Origin of the sequence: Methanosarcina sediminis (assembly GCF_052056915.1) — an archaeon.
In the GTDB taxonomy this organism is placed as follows: Archaea; Halobacteriota; Methanosarcinia; order Methanosarcinales; family Methanosarcinaceae; genus MTP4.
In genome coordinates, this window is the sequence record NZ_CP195119.1 from 522,788 (window position 1) to 544,483 (window position 21,696).

At 44.3% G+C, this 21,696-nt stretch carries 22 protein-coding genes; 7 read left to right on the top strand and 15 right to left on the bottom strand.

The window, feature by feature from the left end:
* Positions 1-438: a CoA-binding protein gene (locus ACSAZK_RS02190; protein ID WP_440955798.1), complete on the top strand. Its 438-nt coding sequence runs from the start codon at positions 1-3 to the stop codon at positions 436-438.
* A 1,574-nt stretch (positions 439-2,012) separates the two neighbouring features.
* On the opposite strand, the gene ACSAZK_RS02195 is transcribed toward ACSAZK_RS02190, so the two are convergent.
* A complete protein-coding gene (locus ACSAZK_RS02195; RefSeq protein WP_440955799.1) occupies positions 2,013-2,786 on the bottom strand; it encodes a winged helix-turn-helix domain-containing protein in 774 nt (257 codons plus the stop codon).
* A 144-nt stretch (positions 2,787-2,930) separates the two neighbouring features.
* Between ACSAZK_RS02195 and ACSAZK_RS02200 the strand changes: the two genes are divergently transcribed.
* Together ACSAZK_RS02200 and ACSAZK_RS02205 are read left to right on the top strand one after the other, a co-directional pair.
* Positions 2,931-3,131 (top strand): hypothetical protein, encoded by a 201-nt coding sequence (locus ACSAZK_RS02200; RefSeq protein WP_440955800.1) that lies wholly within the window; start codon positions 2,931-2,933, stop codon positions 3,129-3,131.
* A 100-nt stretch (positions 3,132-3,231) separates the two neighbouring features.
* A complete protein-coding gene (locus tag ACSAZK_RS02205; RefSeq protein WP_440955801.1) occupies positions 3,232-3,648 on the top strand; it encodes a ubiquinol-cytochrome c reductase iron-sulfur subunit in 417 nt (138 codons plus the stop codon).
* 218 nt (positions 3,649-3,866) lie between these two features.
* On the opposite strand, the gene ACSAZK_RS02210 is transcribed toward ACSAZK_RS02205, so the two are convergent.
* Positions 3,867-5,324: a tetratricopeptide repeat protein gene (locus ACSAZK_RS02210; protein WP_440955802.1), complete on the bottom strand. Its 1,458-nt coding sequence runs from the start codon at positions 5,322-5,324 to the stop codon at positions 3,867-3,869.
* Positions 5,325-5,853: 529 nt separating this feature from the next.
* The gene (locus tag ACSAZK_RS02215; protein ID WP_440955803.1) at positions 5,854-6,822 is read right to left on the bottom strand and encodes a carbohydrate kinase family protein; all 969 of its coding nucleotides are present in this window, start codon (positions 6,820-6,822) and stop codon (positions 5,854-5,856) included.
* A 183-nt stretch (positions 6,823-7,005) separates the two neighbouring features.
* Here ACSAZK_RS02215 and ACSAZK_RS02220 point away from each other — a divergent pair, with 183 nt between their 5' ends.
* Positions 7,006-8,358: an MATE family efflux transporter gene (locus tag ACSAZK_RS02220; RefSeq protein ID WP_440957081.1), complete on the top strand. Its 1,353-nt coding sequence runs from the start codon at positions 7,006-7,008 to the stop codon at positions 8,356-8,358.
* An 88-nt stretch (positions 8,359-8,446) separates the two neighbouring features.
* Here ACSAZK_RS02220 and ACSAZK_RS02225 read toward each other — a convergent pair whose 3' ends face one another.
* The 7 genes from ACSAZK_RS02225 to ACSAZK_RS02255 form a co-directional block, all read right to left on the bottom strand.
* Positions 8,447-9,523 carry a FecCD family ABC transporter permease gene (locus ACSAZK_RS02225; protein ID WP_440955804.1) on the bottom strand — a complete coding sequence of 359 codons (1,077 nt, stop codon included), beginning with the start codon at positions 9,521-9,523 and terminating at the stop codon, positions 8,447-8,449.
* 91 nt (positions 9,524-9,614) lie between these two features.
* Positions 9,615-9,824 (bottom strand): hypothetical protein, encoded by a 210-nt coding sequence (locus tag ACSAZK_RS02230; protein ID WP_440955805.1) that lies wholly within the window; start codon positions 9,822-9,824, stop codon positions 9,615-9,617.
* Between the two features lie 66 nt (positions 9,825-9,890).
* Positions 9,891-10,130: a hypothetical protein gene (locus ACSAZK_RS02235; protein WP_440955806.1), complete on the bottom strand. Its 240-nt coding sequence runs from the start codon at positions 10,128-10,130 to the stop codon at positions 9,891-9,893.
* Positions 10,131-10,467: 337 nt separating this feature from the next.
* A complete protein-coding gene (locus ACSAZK_RS02240) occupies positions 10,468-11,094 on the bottom strand; it encodes a class I SAM-dependent methyltransferase (protein ID WP_440955807.1) in 627 nt (208 codons plus the stop codon).
* Positions 11,085-11,846, bottom strand: a complete 762-nt coding sequence (locus ACSAZK_RS02245; RefSeq protein WP_440955808.1) for a DUF4198 domain-containing protein — start codon at positions 11,844-11,846, stop codon at positions 11,085-11,087. Before ACSAZK_RS02245 ends, ACSAZK_RS02240 begins: the two co-directional genes overlap by 10 nt.
* Positions 11,847-11,852: 6 nt before the next feature.
* Entirely contained in the window at positions 11,853-13,139 is a 1,287-nt protein-coding gene (locus ACSAZK_RS02250; protein WP_440955809.1) for an ABC transporter substrate-binding protein, read from the bottom strand.
* Position 13,140: 1 nt separating this feature from the next.
* Positions 13,141-13,725 (bottom strand): cohesin domain-containing protein, encoded by a 585-nt coding sequence (locus ACSAZK_RS02255; RefSeq protein WP_440955810.1) that lies wholly within the window; start codon positions 13,723-13,725, stop codon positions 13,141-13,143.
* A gap of 472 nt (positions 13,726-14,197) precedes the next feature.
* Between ACSAZK_RS02255 and ACSAZK_RS02260 the strand changes: the two genes are divergently transcribed.
* Together ACSAZK_RS02260 and ACSAZK_RS02265 are read left to right on the top strand one after the other, a co-directional pair.
* The gene (locus tag ACSAZK_RS02260; protein ID WP_440955811.1) at positions 14,198-14,350 is read left to right on the top strand and encodes a hypothetical protein; all 153 of its coding nucleotides are present in this window, start codon (positions 14,198-14,200) and stop codon (positions 14,348-14,350) included.
* An 82-nt stretch (positions 14,351-14,432) separates the two neighbouring features.
* Positions 14,433-15,482 (top strand): S-layer protein domain-containing protein, encoded by a 1,050-nt coding sequence (locus ACSAZK_RS02265; RefSeq protein WP_440955812.1) that lies wholly within the window; start codon positions 14,433-14,435, stop codon positions 15,480-15,482.
* A 24-nt stretch (positions 15,483-15,506) separates the two neighbouring features.
* On the opposite strand, the gene ACSAZK_RS02270 is transcribed toward ACSAZK_RS02265, so the two are convergent.
* From ACSAZK_RS02270 to ACSAZK_RS02280, 3 genes are read right to left on the bottom strand one after another with little or no spacing between them, the layout of a single operon-like run.
* Entirely contained in the window at positions 15,507-16,070 is a 564-nt protein-coding gene (locus ACSAZK_RS02270) for an HD domain-containing protein (protein WP_440955813.1), read from the bottom strand.
* Positions 16,058-17,872 (bottom strand): NACHT domain-containing protein, encoded by a 1,815-nt coding sequence (locus ACSAZK_RS02275; protein WP_440957082.1) that lies wholly within the window; start codon positions 17,870-17,872, stop codon positions 16,058-16,060. Before ACSAZK_RS02275 ends, ACSAZK_RS02270 begins: the two co-directional genes overlap by 13 nt.
* Positions 17,873-17,887: 15 nt before the next feature.
* A complete protein-coding gene (locus tag ACSAZK_RS02280) occupies positions 17,888-18,358 on the bottom strand; it encodes a hypothetical protein (RefSeq protein WP_440955814.1) in 471 nt (156 codons plus the stop codon).
* Between the two features lie 614 nt (positions 18,359-18,972).
* Between ACSAZK_RS02280 and ACSAZK_RS02285 the strand changes: the two genes are divergently transcribed.
* Entirely contained in the window at positions 18,973-19,581 is a 609-nt protein-coding gene (locus ACSAZK_RS02285) for a superoxide dismutase (protein WP_440955815.1), read from the top strand.
* A gap of 802 nt (positions 19,582-20,383) precedes the next feature.
* Here ACSAZK_RS02285 and ACSAZK_RS02290 read toward each other — a convergent pair.
* Positions 20,384-20,524 carry a hypothetical protein gene (locus ACSAZK_RS02290; protein ID WP_440955816.1) on the bottom strand — a complete coding sequence of 47 codons (141 nt, stop codon included), beginning with the start codon at positions 20,522-20,524 and terminating at the stop codon, positions 20,384-20,386.
* Between the two features lie 478 nt (positions 20,525-21,002).
* On the bottom strand, positions 21,003-21,605 hold the full coding sequence (locus ACSAZK_RS02295) for a hypothetical protein (protein WP_440955817.1): 603 nt from the start codon (positions 21,603-21,605) through the stop codon (positions 21,003-21,005).
* Positions 21,606-21,696: the final 91 nt, after the last annotated feature.

Here is a 21,696-nt window from a genome sequence, read left to right on the forward strand (position 1 = left end):
ATGGAAGCTGCAAAATCCGAACGAGAAAGCTACTGGGACGCCAAAACTTTTGCATTCATCACTGACAAAACAAAACCCGCAATGAAATGGGCCATATCCGAACTCAAAAACCGGGGCAAAAACGTCTACGTCGTGGACCTATCCGACTCCCCGGAACCCGGCTCTTTAAAAAGCGTATCAGACCTGCCCGTGGGCATCGACCATTTCGTGATCGGCATAACAAAAACCGAGCCTGCAGACCTCATCCCTGCTCTCAAAGGCAAAGGCGTAAAAAAAATCTGGTTCCACTGGAAGACCGAAACCGAAAAAGCCCTTGATGCCTGCAAAAGCCTTGACCTCGAATGCATGACCGAGCACTGCCCCATGCTGTACCTCGGAGGAGACATCAGTATACATGGAGTGCATAGGGCGATTGCGAAGATGACGGGGAAATATTAAAGGGAATGTGGGTTATTCTATCGTTCAGTTACCCCTTCAGTTACATCCCGGGAAAAGCCCGAGCTTGCGCTCGGTGAAAAACAGGTTAAAAACAACTATTCCAGCAGATTCGCTTGAACTAAAAATCAACATCATCCGCGCCGGGTTACTCAAATATACCCCTTAACTTGAACCGGAAAAAAATAAAAAATTAAAAGTGGAGGGTGTTTTATTGATGAGGAGTGAGTGAGACTTGTTTCGTTTTTGGAAGAAATGTTTGCGTCCCCATCTTAAAAAAACCTGGAAATTCCGATCGGATTTTTTTGTGGGGGGGTCCGAAAGGAGAGATTTTCCTTTTTCTGGGAAGAGTTATTGAGGTATTTAGCTCACGGTGGGGTGTGAGTTTCTCTTTTTTATCTTTTTATATTGTAATGTTTTTAGTGGAGCAGGTGTTTGCTAGAAGATGTTAAAGAGATGAGAACGCAAGTTATAATAGGAGTTCGAGGTATATATTATTTTTAACACAAAATGTTATTCAGATCTAAGTTCTTAGCTAATTGGTCTAACATTTTGACCAAATACTAACATTATATGATCTTACTAACAGTGAGCTGCCGGCAAAGAGTTGAGGTATTTACAGGTGGCTGTACAACCCTGTTTTTCATCTCAATGTCTGTCCTGTATCCACCGTAAGAAGTCTTTTTAATCAGGTAGAGAAAAGGCCCGAGCTTGCGCTCGGTGAAAACCAGGTGAAAACCAGGTGAAAACCAGGTGAAAACCAGGTGAAAACCAGGTGAAAACCAGGTGAAAACCAGGTGAAAACCAGGTGAAAACCAGGTGAAAACCAGGTGAAAACCAGGTGAAAACCAGGTGAAAACCAGGTGAAAACCAGGTTTAGGAAAGCTATTCCGGCAACTCCGCTTGAATAAAAAATCAACATCATCCGCGCCGGGTTACTCAAATATACCCCTTAACTTGAACCGGAAAAAAATAAAAAATTAAAAGTGGAGGGTGTTTTATTGATGAGGAGTGAGTGAGACTTGTTTCGTTTTTGGAAGAAATGTTTGCGTCCCCATCTTAAAAAAACCTGGAAATTCCGATCGGGTTTTTCGTGGGGGTCCGAACGGAGAGATTTTCCTTTTTCTGGGAAGAGTTATTGAGATATTTGGCTCACGGGGGGGTGTGAGTTTCTCTTTCTGATCTCTTTATCTTGTGATGTTTTTAGTGGAGTAGGTGTTTGCTAGAAGGTGTTAAAGAGATGAGAACGCAAGTTATACTAGGAGCTCGAGGTATATATTATTTTTAACACAAAATGTTATTAATATCTAAGTAATTAGCTAATTGTTCTAACATATAGACCAGATACTAACATTATATTATCTTACTAACAGTGAGCCACCGGCAAAAAGTTGAGATTTTTCCAGGCGTATTTGCTTGTGAGATCTGCTTGTGAGATCTGCTTATGGTACCTGCCCACAGTATTTCTATCATAAAAATGAAATTAATCGAATAAATACCATTCTTTTTGAAAACAGGAGAAAAAAGGACGAGGAAAAGGAAAAGGAAAAGGAGTTTGTGGCACTTTTCCGCTTCCCTTATGCCTCTTTGATTTCCGAATAGATCCTTGAAAGCCCCTGCAGCGTGGAATACCCTCTACGCGTGATAATGTAGTCCCCGCGCTCGCTTCTCTGCAGGACCATCCCTGTGTCGAGGAGTTTCTGGAGGTGGAAGAGAAGGTTTCCGCCCCGAAGCCCTGTCAGTTTTGAGAGTTCGGAGAAGGTCTTGCTTTCCCCGGAAAGCGCTTTTAGCATAAGGAGGCGCTGTTTGTTTGCGATGGGCTCACAGATCTCGGAGACCAGCCTTTCAGGCGGCATTTCGCTGATGTCCCCCTTTTCGCATTCCTCTTCCCGATCCTCGTAGATCCGGAGGGAGCGCATGAGCTTGACCTGCTTTTCAAAGAGGGAAGTAGCTTCCGAAAAGCATTTGCTGCACTGGGGAGTTTTTGCCTCTTTCCGGAGTTCCTCCAGCTTGTTCCTGTACAGCTTCACGGTCTCAGAATCGACCTTTCCCCTTCCAACAAGCCCGGCGGTTTCCTGCAGGAAGTCCCTGAATGCCGTTTCACAGAACTCCCGCATCCCGCAGTCCCCGGTCATCTGCATGTGCATCCGTTCGTTTGCGTCCTCACAGAGGTAGTCCACCATGGGCTTCATGAAGTTCTTTCTCATCTCGGTCAGCATATCCTCGATATGCTGCTGGTTTGCCCGCTGCAAAAAGCGGGAAAACTCGCTCCTTAAGGTCGTGACTTCTTCTTTTATTGAATGAAGTTCTTGTATGTAACTGGACTCCGGATTACTGTTTGCCGTTTCCATTTTTCCTCAGCCTCGAAAACAAAAACAATTCATGATAGGTTATTTTTCTGATAGGTTATTTTTCTGTACAAATAGAAACCTGTACACAATTATGACGCTCAAGTATATAAATATACACAACATTTCACTGTTTGGTGATAATTCATGGAGTTAGAAGACATTAACAACTACGTACAGAACGCCAGCGCAGAAGAACTCAAAGCCTTTGGCTTCCTCGGCCAGTGGATGATGGAAAACGGACCCAAGTACTGCACCTGCCCCTCAAAATGTTCCGAAAACTGCGAGCTTGCAAAAGCCCTCTTCGGAGCCCTGCAGGCTGCCGGGCAGAAGCTGAGCGCTGAATAAGCGATCCCGGTAAAAGGAGAATCAGCGTCAAAAGGACCAGTGGAATCCTTAGGGGTTCTGCTACCCCTTCATTCCAGATATCTATAAATCCGGTGGTCATATGAAAAGCAAAGGATTTTTCCAATCGATAACTGCGACCTTAAAATACGTTAACCAGGAACCTGAAATAAGCTCAGGTGCCTATTCTATAAGCGGGAATAAAATTGAGGTTTCTTTAGACCGTGTTCCTGAACTGGAATACGTGGGAAATGCGGTAAGCATAATGGATGACAGCCTGCCAGACTCGATAATCATTGCCAGGCCGGAAAAAGACAAATACGTGGTTGTCTCAAGCAAATGTGCACACAGGGGCAGGGCACTTGCATACGAACACGACAAAAAAGTGTTCAGGTGCTCATCTCTCGGGCATTCGGAATTCAACCTTGACGGGTCAAAGACAAAAGGGCCCGCTGGCGAAGGAATTAAGATTTACGGGTATTCGATTGACGGGGACAAGATGACGATAGAACTTGATTGATGCCGGGGATAAAATAACGATAGAACTTGATTGATTTCTACAGTGCTCGATTTCAGTCTATTTCCCCTAAGTTTGCTGTGTGGTTCTCTAAGCGAAGCTGATATTTAACAGGTTTAAGACATCTATTCCGGTTGCTTCGTTCTTAGTTCGGAACTTCAAAAGGCTCGACGGTTTAAGATTCAGTTTTTCTCAAGAAACCCTTTCACCAGCTAACTCTTTCATTCCGAATGCCCGCCCCTTTCCATCTTCTCATAAAGCGCCAGCAGGTTATTCCTTGTGATCTTGAAATAGGGGTGGTCGAGCCCGAGCTCTTTTTCAATGATCCCGAGCGCCCGCTCATACATCTCGATTGCGGTTTCGTATTCGCCCATGCTTTCGTGGAGGCCTGCCAGGTTGTTCAGAGTTGTGCCGACATCCATGTGTTCGGGACCGAAGGTGTTTTCGGTTATTTTGAGGGCGCGGGTGTAGAGAGGGAGGGCTTTTTTGTGTTCACCCATCTGGCGGTAGAGTTCGGCGAGGTTGTTCAGGGTCTTGGCAACTTCGGGGTGCTCTTCGCCAAGGAGCTTTTCCCGGATGGTGAGGCTCTTTTCGTAGAGTTCCAGGGCTTCTTTGCACCTGCGCTTCCGGACATAGACGCCTGCGAGGTTGTTCAGGGTGTTGGCATAGCCCATGTGCTCGGTTTTTCCGAGCTTCTCGAAGATTTCCAGGGATCGGGTGTAGAGGGCGAGGGCTTTTTCAGGGCTGCCGGTATCGAAGTAGAGCAGGCCAAGGTTGTTAAGGGTCTGGGCTACCTGGGGGTGGTCGGGGCTGAGGGACGTTTCCTGGAGTTTGAGGCCTCTTCCGTAGATTTCCTCTGCCTCGTCCATCCGGCCCATCTCCTCCGAGAGCAGGACGCCCAGGTTGTTCAGGGTACCTGCGGTGTAGGCCCGGAACTTTACGTTTTCCGGGGAGGCTTTCCGGAGTGTTTCGAGGTGATCCAGGGCCCGGCGATAAAGCTCTTCGGCTTTTTCAGGCTCTTCCGTGGCCCTGTAGAAAAACGCCATCCTGTTCAGGGTCCTGACGGTTTCCAGGTTCCCGGGGTGTTCGGGATTTTCGGTGTGCTCGAGGGAGAAGATTTTTTCATGAATTTCAAGGGCTCGTTCGTAGAGGGGGAGAGCCCTTTCTTTTTTATCCATGAAAAAGTAGAGGACTGCAAGGTCACAGAGGGTGTTCCCGGTCTCAAGGCTTTCAGGACCTGTTTTCTTTTCCCGGATGGCGAGAGCCCGGGTGTAGAGGGGAAGAGCTTCCTCATACTTTCCCAGATACCTGTATATCCCCGCAAGGCCGTTCAGGGCTGCTGCCGTTACCGGGTGCTCGGGCCCGAGCTTCTCTTCGGCAATATCCAGGACCTGTTCGTACATCGGGGAGAGCAATCTCCAGGAAGCTGAGCGGTAGAAGGGCTCGGAATACCGGGTGAACCAGCTGACCAGCTCTTCGGGGCCAAGTTCCTCCTTTGCAAGCCTGAAAGCTCTTTTCAGGACGGTCTCGTCTTCGGGGGTGATCAGTTCGGGGTCCAGGTCTTTTAGCCAGCTGCTGTATTCTTCAAGGCTCTTAAGCTCTTCCTTTTTTTCTATTCCCCTGACTTTCACTCTCACTTTTTTCTTTCCGGTCTCCGTACTCTCTGTTGAATCATTCATGAATTAGCCCCTCCTGAACAAAAAAACGATATTAACACCTTTATTAATGCCTTCAGTGTGGATATTTCTGAGTAATCCTATATTACAGTATCACGGTCAAAATTTTTCTAATTGATTAAAACCCCAGACAACCGCCAGTTACCAGATTCCATGCCCACCCACGCTCGCCTTCGGCGAGCGGCTTTTGCTGTTGTAAAATGATGAAAAAACTATAGAAGAAGTAATTCAAAACCTGTTGGTCAAGAAGCTGAAAGTTATAAAATTCTTCTCTGAAGTTTTTTGATTTGATATGGGATACCTTCTTCAGAAAAAACAGCTTCAAAATTGTAGCTGTGAAAAAAGGGGAAAATAATTTCAGGTACGAAGTTCGGATTTCTGACGTGGGAAAATGCCGGGTACTTAAGGTTAATTTTTTTTCTTTGTCTCTTCGTCTTTCTTTTTTAACTTTGGGAAAAGCCGCAAAGCTGCGCTTTGCGTGGGCTGCTGCCGGGTGTTGGGAAATCGGTTGTTGTTTTGGCTTTCGATCTTTTCAGCGATCAATTCCTTCCAGTTTTTCCAATATTTCATCCGAATATTCAGGCACTGAACCGGGTTTTGATGCCACGTAAGTCCCGAGGGCGCAGGCAAAAGAAGCAGCTTCCGAAACGCTGCAGCCCGAAAAGTAAGCATAAAGGAAGCCTGCGGAAAAAGCATCACCTGCTCCCACGGTGTCGGCTACTTCTATGGATATCGTTTTGACTTCTTCGTAGGCGCAGCGATTGTTTTCATTATGGTAAATTGCCGCTCCTCCGGCTCCTTTCGTTATGCATATGATTGAAATGTTGGGATACTTTTCAACCAGCAGGCGGCAGAGTTCCTCCTCGTCATGGGTTTTATTAAAAAGCATTCCGGAAATTATGGAGGCTTCTTCCGAGTTCATTTTCACGATATCAGCAAATGCCAGGGAAGTTTCGATCCACTCTTTTTCGTAGAAACCGGGCCTCAGGTTTACATCATAGAAGAGGTTCTTTGCCCTGATTACCGGAAGCAGCCGCTGAAGTGTTTTTCTGTTTGCTTCCGAGCGCTGGGCAAGGGTCCCGATGCAGAAAACGTCCCATTCTTCTGCAGCAAGGGCGTCCGTTTTTTCAGCGTCAATAGTGATTGCGTCCCAGGCAACATTTTCGTGAATCGTGAAGTGCGGGATTCCTTCGTCTTTCAGTTCTACGGTAACGGTTCCGGTGGGCTTTTTCTCATCGATGGAGATGTATGAGGTGTCAATCCCTAGCTTTTCCGCTTCATTCAGGAGTTTGTCCCCGAGTTCATCTTTTCCTACGGCTGAAATCACGGCGGGTTTTGCTTCCGATTTTCCTCCCTGTTTTTCGCCCTGTTTTCCTTCTCTCGTTTCTCCGATTTTTGCGAGGTGAACGGCAAGGTTTAAGGGAGCACCGCCGAGGTGGGCTGAGCCGTTGATGATGTCGAAGAGGATTTCCCCGAAGGTTAGGGCTTTAATGGCTTTCATTTATCTCTCTTCCATCTCCTTCACTTTTTATCTTTAGTTAATTACGAAATGGCTTTATACTTTCCTGCTTAGGGGAGTCCCTGTAAATTTTCATTTAAAATTGCCTCAATTCACTGATAACAGCACTGATAACAGGAGATTACCAGCATACACGAACGCAGCAAATTCCTGGGCACTGAAAAGATCAGCAGCCTCCTCTTCAAGCTCTCGGCTCCCTCAATCCTCGGGATGCTCGTCTACGCCCTGTATAACATAGTGGACACGGTCTTCGTCGGACAGGCCCTTGGCGAAGAAAGCGTCCAGGGCATCGGCGGGCTTGCGATTGCTTTTCCTATCCAGATGCTGGCCCTGGGAATCGGGATCGGGCTAGGGGTAGGAGGTGCGTCCGTGACTTCCAGGGCGCTCGGGGCAAAAGAGCTCAATAAAGCCGAAAAAACTCTCGGGACCGCCTTTTCCCTCGCCATTTTCCTGGGGCTCGCCTACACGGCAGTCGGGCTTTACTTCCTTGACCCCCTGCTGGAACTCTTCGGGGCAACCGAGGGGATCATGCCCTATGCCAGGGACTACCTTGAAATCACCCTGGCAGGCTCAGTCGTTTTTACCCTTGGGATTGCTGCCGAAGACCTGGTGAGGGCTGAGGGAAACGCCCGCTACGCCATGTTTGGAATGCTCCTCGGCGCCGGCCTGAACATTCTCCTTGACCCGGTCTTCATTTTCGGCTTCGGGATGGGAGTAAAGGGGGCTGCGATTGCGACCGTGCTCGCCCAGTGTGTGTCCATGGCTTTTTTGCTGCGTTATTTCCTTGCAGGCAAAGGCTCCGTGCCCTTCAAAATCGAGATGCTTAAAACCGACCCCGGCATAAGCAGGGAGATGCTTGCCATCGGGATAAGCCCCTTTGTAATCGAAGCCTCCAACAGCGTCATGATGATTTTCGTAAACAACGCCCTTGGAACCTACGGAGGGGACGTCTCGATTGCCGCTTTCGGGATCATCCACCGCCTGATCATGTTCATCTTCCTGCCCATGCTCGGAATCTCCTTCGGGCTCCAGCCCATCGTGGGCTACAATTACGGGGCAAAACAGTTTTCGCGGGTGGTCGAGTCCGTTAAGGTCGCCCTGAAGCTGAGCACCCTCCTTTCCCTGGCAGGTTTCCTGGTTCTCTTCCTTTTCCCTGAGCAGATCCTCTCCATCTTCAGCCCTGATGCCGAACTGGCGGCTGTCGGGACCAATGCAATGAGGATCGTCGTGCTGGTCCTGCCCTTCATAAGCTTCCAGGTCATTGGGACCACCGTTTTCCAGGCGCTCGGGATGCCAAAGCCCGCTTTCATCCTTTCGCTGGCAAGACAGCTCCTTTTCCTGCTCCCGCTTGTGCTGGTGCTGCCGAGGTTTTACGGGTTGAACGGGGTCTGGGCTTCGTTTCCGATTTCGGATTTTATGGCGTTCGGGCTGGCAGTGGGGTTGTTGTGGTGGGAGTACCGGAGATTTGGAAGGGATATGGATGGAATAGGAAAAGGTGAATTAGTGGGTAAAGTGTGAGTTGTTTTACTAAGTGTGTAATAGGTAATTTATAAAAATTTATATATGTTTATTCCTTCAGCCTTCCTTCAGCCTTACCAGTATCAACTTACCAGAATTCCTTCTTTCGTTTCATTATCATGTAAAGGAAAAGTGGAGCTCCCATAAAGGCGGTCACCGCTCCGACAGGAAGAATGATAGGTGCCAGGATCCTTCTTGCCACAAGATCTGCGCTGATAAGTAATACTGCGCCGAGGAGGCCGGATGCGGGAAGCACAAACCTGTTATCCACTCCTATGGCCAGGCGGGTGAGGTGCGGAGCAACCAGCCCTATGAACCCGATTGTCCCCGTAAAACATACGATGCATGCGACCATCATTGTTGCGACTGCCATGGTAACGATCCGGGTTTGCTTGACATCCACACCAAGGCTTGCCGCAGTCTCATCTCCGGCACTCATTACATTAAGGTCCCATGATTTTATCATGAGCAGAGGGATGCAGCATGCAAGGGCGCCGGATATAAGGGTAAGCTTGGGCCATGATGCCCTGCCAAGGTCCCCAACCATCCAGAACACTGCCTCTTTTACAGCTTCCGCTTCTCCGAAGTACTGGAGTATTGTTGTCATCGCGCCAAAGAGATACATCATCGCAATCCCTGCCAGGATCATGGTTTCGGGTGTTGCTCCTTTCCGGCTTGATAAGCCAAGGACGGTAAAAGAGCATAAGAGCGCGAATACAAATGCATTGCCTATAACAAGATAGTCCCCTCCAACGATGCCCGCACCAGCAAGGATCGCAAGTGATGCCCCGAATCCGGCTCCCGAGGAGATCCCGAGGGTATAGGGGCTTGCAAGGGGGTTCCTGAGTATTGCCTGCATTACACAGCCTGCAACCCCAAGCCCGGCCCCTGCCACGATGCCCATGAGGATGCGGGGTAGCCTAAGGTTCCATACGCATACGTCGGCGATCCAGCCGGGCTCAAAGTAATCCGGGAATAATTTGTGCAGTATTGCAGAATAAACCTCCCAGATAGAGATGTTTGCAGACCCGAGTGATGCGGATATGCCTGATATGATGAGGATTAATGCCAGAAAGAAGAAAATAAAGAAGGTTTTTCTTCCAATGAATTTACTGTATTGTCCTCTAACCTCTTCTTTAGTCAACTTACGGTGTTCTGTTTCCAAGAATACACATCCCTTGCAAACATGAGTTATTTTTTAATTTCCACCCGTACTGCCAGGGCCTGATTCCAGGTGCCCGAAACAGGGACAGCTCTCACAAAGCCAGGCCCAGGACGAGAATCATCAGGCCAGTCAACCCGAGTCGCAACCCTGCACTTACCGATATTATTTTCAGGCTCAGCACAGGTCCGAAAATCCCGGAATAGCAAGCGAGCCTGTGTGTGAGGATATACCGGGTGCTTACCAGATTGCCTGCCAGTAAGGTCAACAGCGCTAATTTAAAATCCGGAACCTCAGCTTCCATCAGGTCTGCAATTGTGACGTAAGACGCTATGGGATTGGCAACTCCCAGGGGAACGACCGCCAGGGCTTAGGGGGGTAGGGGCATCCAGCCAGAGTATTGGGATAGGGCATCAAAGGTTCCCATGTCAATGAGAACAAACACTATAATGCTCACGGGAAATGCGACGAACACGACTCTTTTTAAAAGGCCCGCCGAATGCTTCAGGCTTCTTTTAAGGGCAGTTCGGATAGCTACTTTTCTGCTTTCAATCCCGGCAGCAAATACGCAATCTTCCCCGGAAAGAAATGCCCTGCCCGCGATAAACATGAGCACCGCCACCAGCGTACCGTTCAGTACAAATAATATAGGTATGCGATGCCCACTGCTCCAGTACCGGTACGATTGTAGGGGAGATGAAGACAAAATTATGAAATTCAGAAAGCATCGCTACTGCTGTGACCGGGGAGCTAAAGGAGGTCATAAACGCAACTCCCGAATGGGGAGTGAAATGCGTCCTGTGCATTACCGGCTTTAACACGGGAAATACCCTGTAAAATATCCCGAATTCGACCGCAGTGCTCGCTAACAGTATACCGGCGACCGTGTAAGGGAAGACAGAGACCCAGAGTTCAACGGCACGAACCACCGAAGCCATTACCATAGCTTATATTTTCTCTCCTTCTACCAGCATCATTTCTTTGAACCTGCGGACGGATACGTTCACAAGCCCGGCAGCTTCAAACATGCTGACGACCTCCTCAGGATCCGCACCGTTGTAGAACGGCAATTTCCTGCCGATCTCCTCCCCGAAGTGGTGGTTCCCGGGATGGGAATGTTTAGCCGGGACATCGGCCATTACCCTGCCCCCGGGCTTTGTCACTCTTGCCCACTCTTTGAATGCGGCAGTCGGGTTTGATAAGGTCCAGATCAGGTGCCTGCTGACAACCGCATCAAATTGTTCGGATTCAAATGAGAGGTTTTCAGCATCCTCAACCACAAATTTTATAGGAGTGCCGGAAAGCTTCATTTTCTCTTTTGCCTTTTCCAGTTTGTTCTTTGCCCAATCCGCACCTGTTACATCATATCCCAGCTCAGCCAGCAACAAAGCCAGAAACCCGGTGCCTGTTCCCATATCCAGCACTTTTAGCTTGTGTTCGGTTCCCAGAAACCGGGTGATCAGCTCTCTCCAGAGCTCCCTTTCTTCTTCAGAATGCACTCCGTGGGCTGCAACGGAATCATAATCATGTTCTGCAGCGTCCCACCATTCTCTAATCTGCGGTTTTACTTCCATGTATTATCACCTATGTTCATAATCGTAAAAGTTGCAGTCATTACCTTTTCGTCATACAGCCCTTTCACGCCTTTTTCAGGGTCCCTGTGCCCGACCTTGAACATCCACTTGCCATCTTTTTCCAGTTCAACGGCAGCCCTGCCTTCATGATCGGTCTGCACTTCAATCGGGTTATCCCTATTGTCGAAATGTATCCCGTATACGGTTGCACCCGGGAGTGCACACCGGTCATACAATACTTTTAGCAGGATCTTTTCTCCCACCCGATACTGCCTGTATTCCAGAGGAATTATCTCCAGCTCTTGCCTGGGCTCCAGGGCATACTCTTCCTGAAAGCGCCCTACCTGAATGATGGTTTTTGTATACTGGTGGTAATACTTCGGCCCCTCCAGCCCGGGATGGGGCAGGTTCAGGATCCCCCCGTTATACTCTGCGCAAATGGTATGATAGCCTTCGAATGCCGGGGCGAACCGCAGCAATAAGTGGTTATCGGCGGTGCTGACCTCAAAATCATGATTTTCGCCCCATGTACCGGAGACAGTAGGGCTCACTTTTTCGACCTCAACTGCCCTGTCACTTTTCATGTTATGCCCGAAACAAAGGTCACACAGCACCGGCTCTCCAGGGGATATCTCGTGCATGTCGTGCTCAACCCAGATTTCATGGCCGCGTACGATATCGGGAATATCTTCGGGAATATCTTCAGTAAATAGGGGTGAAGAGGTCCCTTTTTGGGTAATTTTTTCTGTCATTTTATATCACTCCGGAAGCGGATAAGCCCAGGTCCCTGATACCTCGAGATTATGGAATTTTTTGAGGTACTCTTCGTGAATCTCTTCAGGCTCGATATCTTCGAAAAGTTCGGGGTGCAGCCATTTGGCAAAGTAAATGTGCCCTATAACCCACCTGGACCCCCCTATCAGGTCCCTGTCAATCAGGTAGACCCTGTTATTTTTCACGGCATTGGCCTTCTCGAACCCCGGCCTGCCCGAAAGGACTTTTGCCAGCAGCTCTTCCATATCTTCTTCCGTTTTCCCTGGGCCACTATCAAAGCCTTTCATCAAATCCGCAAACATGAAGTCAGGGTTATGTTCTATTACCCACTCGGGGTCTACTTCAACGGATGTCCCGAGTAATCCTGCAGCGATATTGAGCCCTCCGCACCCTTCAGCCACCCGGCCTGCGCTGGAGTCTTCCGGGGTTATCACCCACCATTTATCACTGCTCCCGGACATGTATTCGTAATAAAAAGTCGGCATTTCTTCCTGTTCCAGGCCTTCGGTGCGCTCTTTTACGAGATCCTCATAACCCTGCATCCAGCTGAGAAGTTCCCCTGCCTCATTTTCCTTTTCCAGGATCATTCCCATAGTCTTTAAGTCGGAATCTATGCTTTTTTGAGAAGCAAGTCCCATCACAACTACTGCCGTATTCGGAAGGTTTTCAGCTATGGCGTCAGCGTTTTCTGCCTGCCAGAGAGGCAGTAAAACTATATCAGGCTTAAGAGTCAGCACCATTTCATAATCAACGGACTGGCTGTGCATCGAAACCTCAGGGACTTCCAGGAGCCCGAACTCTGACATGCGCTCATGAAAAGCCCGGTCGACCCCAACGATCATATCTCCTGTCCCGAGAGCCAGCAGGGTTTCGGTAGTACGGTAATCCGTGGGAATGATATTTTTTACCGGCAGCTCCACACTCACGTGCCTGCCAACACCATCAACAAGTGTAAGCTCCTTCTCTTTACCTAGATTTATCCGCTCGATTCTGGTTACGTCCAAAATATCGATCCTGCCATCCCCTGTAGCATCTGCAAATTGAGTCTGATCAACAAGTCCCAGGACCATACTTTCAGTGCAGGCGACATCTTCCATGTCTATGGTTCCGTCTCCGTTTGCGTTGCCGAGGATGCTTAGCGTGCCGCCCGGTGCAGCCGCAGAATCCGATTCAGTTGCGGGATCTACAGAATTCACTGCACCCACTGCACCCGCAGGGAATGTCAGCAGTAGCAAACTCATGACTATTCCGGCCAGGACCCATGTTTTCATCTTACCACCTCTCTTTTCCGAACCTGGCAAGACAGATTCCCGCAGTCAGACCCGCAAGGGCAAATATTGCCTCAAATCCGGGTGTAGCTACCTGTGCATCTACCGCTTCGGTAATTCCCCAGTCCGTATCGATACTCTTAGCTTCGGTGTCCCCGAGCAGTCCGTCGGAAATACGGAGACCGCCTTCCCCGTCGCCTACTAACTCAAACCCGATCCTGGCAAGTTCTCCGGAACCGCTTACCCCGGTGACCCCTTCCAGATTGAAGATCACTCTCACCGTCGTGCTGTCAACCACGCGCCACTGCACTGGTATTTCTGTCTCCCCGATATTCCCGTTTTCGACACTGACAACATTCAGGACGTCCGGGTTGAATAATAAGTCAAGCTGACCTGCATCAAGGTCCTCGACATTATCGATATTTACAGTAGCATAAACCGTACTTCCTTCCACCATTTCCGGAGTATCCAGACTCACCGTTGTTTGCTGCGCCTGAACGGGAACCGCCGCAAATAAAACAAGCAACGCAGCAAGGCAGGTTCCGAACATGGCACTTCTTTTCAACCCTTTCCGTGAATTTTTTTCCATCTGATCACCTTCTGAATCCTTAAAACACAGGCTGTCCTACTATCAGTTTGAATTCATAATCGGATAATGGACACCATTATTTTGCGTGCCGGACTGCAAACCCAATGAAAAGTAATGCCACATCTGGCCCAGAGAATTAGTGCAGTGCCATCCCGGTACCCCAAAGTTGCAAGCACCGGGGCTGCTCCTTTTCCGTTGCCACCGCAGAAGTTGCAGCGGCTTTTGGCTCTGCACACCCATACTTATTAAAAATAAAGTAATAATTAAGTATGATATTAATCTTACTATTTTGTCACATATTTATACTAATTTAAATTAATGTAATACTAAATCATGATTTCGTTATCTTATTTATTACCCTGCTTGTTGAGTAAGGCAAAGATATGCAAAAATGAGCTTCACTGCTTTTGTAGAAATGAATAAGAAAAAGATGAGACTCCCAGGTAAAGTTTAGTAATAAAAGAAGGCAAAGATGGCTGTTTTTTCCCCGCTTGTGCTGGTCCTGCCGAAGTTTTACGGGCTGAACGGGGTCTGGGCTTCGTTTCCGATTTCGGATTTTATGGCGTTCGGGCTGGCGAGGGGTTGTTGTGGTGGGAGTACAGGAGGTTTGGGGAGTGAAGAATGAAGAATTCCAATCAAGATTGTAAATCGAACAATTTGTATATCTTAAACATTAATAACTTGTAAACAATCTTGGGGAAATTCTAATGAAAAAAACTTGTTTTGTCATAATGCCAATAGGATCTCAAAAATATGGTGATATAGATCTTTCTGCCTCCGAACTCCGGAATAAATATGATGACTTAATATGCGAAGCCATTAAATTTGCAAACCCTACTCTGAATATAATACGAGCAGATGATATTGAAGCTCCTGGAACTATAACAGATCAGATAATTGATTTATTAATAAAGTCTGAATATGTAGTTGCAGACATTACATATCCAAATCCAAACGTATTTTATGAATTGGGAATCAGGCACGCAATTCGAACAGGAACAATATTGATAAGGGATAAAAATGGTCCTACGACACCCTTTGACTTATCCCACCAAAGATATATAGAATATGAAAACACAGCCACTGGCTTGAAAATTCTTTCTAAAAGAATAAGGGGATTTTTAGATTGGTTTGACAAATATCCCGAAGAAGTAGATAACTCTGCACTTAAATACCTCAAGTTTTCAGGCAAATCAAAGTTTCACATCATTAAACTTACTCCCATACCTTTTGCATGTCAAAACAATGATTGGAGCGGTCAAAAATATAAAATTGCAAAGTTATTTGACGAAAAGGGGGAAGAATTCGTTGCATTAAGTACTGAGATTTCAAACAAATTTTCCAAGTTGGTTATTGACAATAACGATAAGTACACAATCCGAGTGGGAGAAATACTTGATCTTGGTGAAGGATACGCACTTGAAATAAAGCAGATTAGCTCTAATGATGATAAAATATGGGTTGAATTTACAAAGGATGGTCAATTTATTGATGATGAAATCTTAGATCTTAAGAATAATGGTTCAACCTGGGATGTTAAACTTGATAGTATTGAAGATGAAGATGATATATTAGTTCTTAAGGTACATTTTGCAAACATATTTCACGGTAATGATGACAACTTAGTCCAAATACAAGGTTTATGGTTAATTGACTACAAGAACGCTTTTACAATTGAAAGAGGAGATGAATTCGGGGACTTAGAAGTTTGTGAAATTGGAGATTCTTATATCAGGTTTTTGAATAATGGGTTCTAATAAATGTGAAATTATTACCGAATCTTATATAGACATTAAACCTAGCCACCACTCTTGAGGATCCATTTCCATACACTTATCTGCAATTTTTTTAGCTGATTCTGTTTTTAAATCATTTCTGCAATTATGTATCCAATCCCACACATTTTTATATCCTTGAGATTGATACTCTCTAGCTTGAATAAGGCATTCTAGACGGTCTGCATCATTAGCTATTTTTGCTTCAACTGACTTGCATGCATTAAATTCATCCATGAGTGACTTTAAATCCGAAGAAATTGAAGCTGGTAGTCTACTAGTTTGATCTAAAAAAGCCTGATTTTCAGCTTCACTTAAATTGAAATATTTCTCGCCAATTTTATGTATATCATTCAATCTGGCCTCATGAATGTCATGGAACAAACACATAACTGCTACCTTATATGGATCAACGTTTTCCAGCTTAGCAAGGACATAACCAACAATGGCCACTCTGAATGAGTGTTCGGCTACACTTTCTGGATCTTTTACACCTGCTATCCACCACCCGGTTCTGCTTATTTTTTTCATCTGCCCCATTTCGTACAAAAATTTCATTATTTGTTCCATGAAGGATGCTCCTTTAAAATATTATTAAGTTTTCCTTTTTCATCAGATAACATGTTTACTTGAACTGGAGACTCGCTATCCAAGAAGTCTTTCAAAAAAGTTTTGTACTCTTCATTTCCATCAATAGTTGAGTACACAATCTCTTCAGTTTTCTTTTCCACCTCATTTTCCTCCTTCTCCTGCTCAAGTAAATTTCTTAAAGTAATCAAGTCTATAGGCCATCCTATTTCTCGTTTCTTATCTTTTAAATGATGAATAATCGCTCTAATAGTGCCGTCATACTTTTCAGAGGTTGTTAATGAAAAATCACATTCTCCTTTTTTAAGTGGTCGATCTCCATAGTACACTAAATGGTAGCCTATATTTATATTACGAGCTACTTCAGATTCCTCCAAGTTGCCATTTAATAAATTCACATAATTTTCAAGTAAATCTTCCCTTTTCCCGAATAAAATTAAACCGATGATTATCCCTCTTTTAACATATTCATTTGACTCTTTTTTGTAAACACTTTCAAGAAATTCTGTATCGTCTTCATTTTTTAACCGAGACAAATAATGACATGAATGTTGCCGGATTAGCAAGTTCTCACAAGTATCACCCTCGGAAAAGGCAGAATCATAAGCCAATCTAAGATTTTTTGAAATGGATGATTTTATGTTAGGTTTTTCGCATCTTTTTAGCATATCTTTCAAAAAAACAGCTATTTCGGCAGGGATTATATATTTCAAAGATTCTCTTATATCTTTCACGCTATGTGCTAGTTTGGTATCATTCTTTTCATCAAATGGTGATGTTAACTTTGCAAATATCCTATCAGCAACAAAATATTCTTGAAATGATTTATGTACAAATTTATACATACCATCTCCGTTCGTTCTTCCCCTTTCAGACTTCAGCAAAGTCCTATAAAATAGGTCGTCAACTAGAAGGATAAATGTTTGTTCTTTTTGAAAGTTTGATAAATCATAGTTTAGTTTTGAAATTTTATTTTCAAGATGTTCTTTAAGTTCTTTTTTATCAAATGTTGTGATAAGACCTCGCTCATATGTAAACCATGCAACCTCTCTAAGAAGTTCCCTTTTTTGTTCCCTTTTAAGCCCATTTTTTTCGGCTTCTCTTTCCAGCCAAGTTTCTGTTTGTATTCTGTATAATTCTGCTTGATTTGATATTGTTATGCCTTTATTTTCAGGATTTAACAGAATGTCTACGATCATTAGTAACATTAAGATACTTTTTGACAGTTCGATTAATTCATCACTGTTCTTTATAATTCCTTTGACATATTCAGCCATTTCTTCACATTGTGCACATTTACAAAACCTGTCAATATAAGTTGAAACATCGGCATACTCTAGCGGTTTTAATTTTATTTGTTTAAAAGTTTGCATCCCCTTTTTTAAACATGTTGAAAAATTTCTCTCGTAACAAAAGGAACGACATGAGATGACACAAGGAAAATTGAATGAGGTAAAATCTAATATTTTATTTCTTACTGTTTGTTCTGCAAAATTTTCTTTCAATTCGTCGAGTCCGTCAAGAAGCAAAACAAATTTGGATTTTTCAGTATAAAATTCATTCTCAGAGAAGGGAATGGTTCCATCTTTCGCTAGGGCACTATATATTGCATCTGAGTTTTTATTCAGTTGCATATTAGATAATGGTAAATAAATAGGTATTAAATCAGAAGTTTCATCCTCAAATTCTTTTTTTAGTTCATAAAACAGACGGGCAAGAACCACAGTTTTTCCGTATCCTGGTTCACCTAATAATAATATTTGGCAATTGTTACTTTTACTAATTAATGACCTTCTTAACTAATTCATCAAGTTCTTATTTGTATCTAATTCTTTTGTTGATTCGTCAGTTGAGAACTGAGTTTGAGAATCTGAAATTCCCCATCCTTGTTGATTTAATTCCCAGTTCGGTTCAACAAACAAGTCATTTTTGGATATGACATTTTTTATAGAGATGTCTCTATTAGATACTGGCATAACTTCTTTGTCTACAACACTGGCAACACTATCCAAATATCTTTTAATGTCTTCCCTTTTTCTTTTTTGTTGAAAAATCTTAGTTGCCACACAACAAAGAGCTAAGATTACGATTAAGGTAACAAATAACAATATGCTGAGCTTGAAAGATATATTCGATACCTTTCGAATAATTTCAGTTAATATAGCACTCAACACAAGTATAATAAAGTACTTTAAGCGCTCAATAAAGTCGACAATATTACTATAATTTAACTTTGAATTTTGACCAACATTTTGTTCATTTGAATTCAAGCCTATTCCCCACTTCCAATAGGCATATTATTAGATTCAAACATTTTGCGAACCTCTTATTTAAGCTGATCCCAAAACTTATAATTGATTCTCTGAAATCTCAAATTCCAGCCTGTCAATCCGGTTTCAGATCACGAAAATTGATCTGAATATTTTATTGATCTGAATGTAATTAATGGTCTTGAAATGAGCTCGTTTATTACTCGAGGTATGTTATAAAAACAAAATTATATTAAATTAACAGCTCTTTTATATAAGTATTTAAGAAATATATTTCAGAAAATTCTGGCACAAACGCTCATGATAATTATTCATTATCACGAATCAATCACACTCATTTTCTATGCACAGTATCCAATAAGTTTATATCCCCCAATTTTAATATAAACCTGAGTAAAACTACACCCTGCAACCAAAATTGCCGGAAGGCAATCCAACACGTATCTGAGAAAATACGACAGCAGGGTAGTTTGAGAGATAGATTCTCTGTTAATACAGCATAAGGGGGAAGCTGCTTAGCAGGATTTGCAAATTGAATTTTCCGGACTGGATAGTCCAGACTTTCCGGGACAAATTCTGTGAAACCGGCTAATTACGAATAGGGGAGGATGAATATGGCTAAGGAATTGTATAAATTACCGCCTTTGAAGTTTGGTTATGTAGACCTGGAACCTTATATTTCCGAAGAACAGCTGCGGATACACCATGACAAGCACCATCAGGGTTATGTGAATAACACGAATTCGATTCTGCAAATGATGGAGAAAGCAAGGAAGGACGGCACGGATTTTGATTATAAAGCAGTCTCAAAGGCCCTGTCTTTCAACCTGGGGGGGCACGTCCTTCATGACTTTTTCTGGTGGGAGTTGACGCCTGCGGAAAAGGCGAGCAAGGAACCTGTCGGGGAACTGGCTGAAGCTATCAAGGAAGACTTCGGGTCTTTTGAACGGTTCAAAAAGGAGTTTTCCCAGGTTGCAGGGAGTGTGGAAGGTTCCGGCTGGGCAGCCCTGACTTTCTGCGATGATACGAAAAGGCTCGGGATCATGCAGATCGAAAAGCACAATGTGAACCTGATCCCGCATTTCCCGATACTTCTGGTTGTGGATGTATGGGAACATGCCTACTATCTGGATTACAAGAATGAAAGGGGCAAATTCATAGACGCATTCTGGAATATCCTTGACTGGGAGGAACTCGACAAGTACTTCAAGAAGCTTCAGTGAATTCGGCGAATCGGGTTAATCTGGCTAATCTGGCTAACCTGGCTAATTTGGTGAACCGGTAAGGGATGATTCCGGGCTTTTTCCTGTTTAGCTGGACAAAGGTTGTTCTGGTTAAGCGCATTCAGGCGCCCGCCACTGCCAAAAAATAAAAAATAAGATTTGGTTCTGCAAGATCTACAGGATCTACATGAATCTACTACTGGCTTGCAGAACCCCGGACTCTCACCGGTCGTGCCTGCACGACCGGCTTTTCCCTGAAAATCATAATTAAAAAACAAGAAAATTAAAAATTTGACCTTTGAACCTCAGTTTTTCGGGTGATAGCTGACTGAAATGAAATTTTGTTTCAGGATTTGCAGTAAGCTTGAGATTTTAAACAAGATTTAGGCTGTTTTATGCGCAGGAAGGCTTACAAACTGCAATTTTTCCCTTCGTGAAGCTTTTGAATCTTCCTTGTCAAAGAGGGCTAGCCTCGCTGTCGCTCGGGACAATATACACGGGAGATGCTATTCAGGTTGCTTTAATTGAGTTAATTCAAGCTATTGAGGAACGCCTGCTTGTGTTTTCATCAACTTCTCCTGTCTCAACAGGAATATCGTGAAATCTCAATATATTGAATTTTCACTACTATTTTAGTAGTTATTTTCAACTACTCAATTGCAACTATGCAGGTATTCTACCCTTAAAAACAAATATATCGTCAATCTGGGAAGTTAAAGCCGGAATTAAAAATAGTAAATAAATACAGGAAATAAAGATCCCGGAAGATCTTAAAAAGTCTCCTCGTTCTTCACGCAGACTATCATGCGTAAATCATTATTGAATCGAGTCTTGCAGTACCTGCTTTTGTCCAGTAGTTGCAAACACTGCAATACTGGGTCTTTCCATCCGAATGCAATTTCAGTTTAGTGTGGCAGTTTGGACATCTTTCCAGCTGTTTCATGAATAAAATCTCCTAAATTTCCATCTTTTGAACTTGACGATTTTTTAACCTGGCAACTAATTTTCAGATCATGTTATGTACAGAGTATGTCATGTAAGAAGAAGCCCGGAAGCGCTGCATCTACTGCATCCCCCAATGCAGTTTCTTCGAATGTTATGTTCCCCCGGGCACTCTGGTTCGAAGAAAGGTCAGCAACTTCCAGGCATTTCTTTCTGTGGTAGATTTACCCTACTTCTATACCCCTTCTCTACTCCTCAACTCCAGCACATAGTAATAGCATAAATTATATTAAATAAATTATACAAAAAATTATTTTAAAGCAAAAAATAATTTGACGCTAAAAATTTCAAGCCCATGATAGTTTTTTTCTTAAGCAAAACTTACGCACTTGAAATATAAAATCAAGAATAATAGACCTTTCAGTTTCAACTTCCTGCCCTCTGCTGAATGAAAAGCCGATTCTGGATGGTATTAATCATCAGGCACTCTTCAATTCCAGGATTTCGGTCTCTCCGTCAAGTTCTATTGTGACCTTTACCGTATCATTCTTGCCTACTTTGGTCCCGCCGGAGGCTTCGTTGTGGATATAAACGGTGTTATACGGGGCGCAAATCGGGCCTATCGTATGCTTGAAAATGGGCTTTTGCTCTTTTATCTGACTGCTCCCGGTAGAATACCTGTCGACGTGTTCCCTATTAATAATACCATCAAGCATGTTTCTACTTGGAGGACCTTCAACTCTCTGGCCGCTCCAGCCCGATCCACCAAAACCCGTATTATAAGAAAGGTTAAATTGCTTCAGGGAAGGAAGGTCCGATAAGTTGCCTTTGTAATATATGGAGAACAGACTTATTTCCTCTAAGGAATGGTGGGTCTTGCGGTTTGTTTTTATGAAGACGTGGGTCTCATTCAACTCGTACCTTGCTTTCCAGTTCTCATTTTCATCCTCGAACACATCATGGAACGCGATTACCTGTTTCTCCGTAATCAGCTCTTTTCCGGAGCAGCTGGGAGAGAGGACCGGAAGGCAGGCCAGAATCAGGAATATGAAAACCGGTATTTTGCTGTTAATTTTGGACACCCCGTAATCAAATCTGAAAATCTTTCCTTAATTCAAATTGCAACCTTATCAGTATCATAACCTGCATCATAACCTGTATCTGAGACCTGTA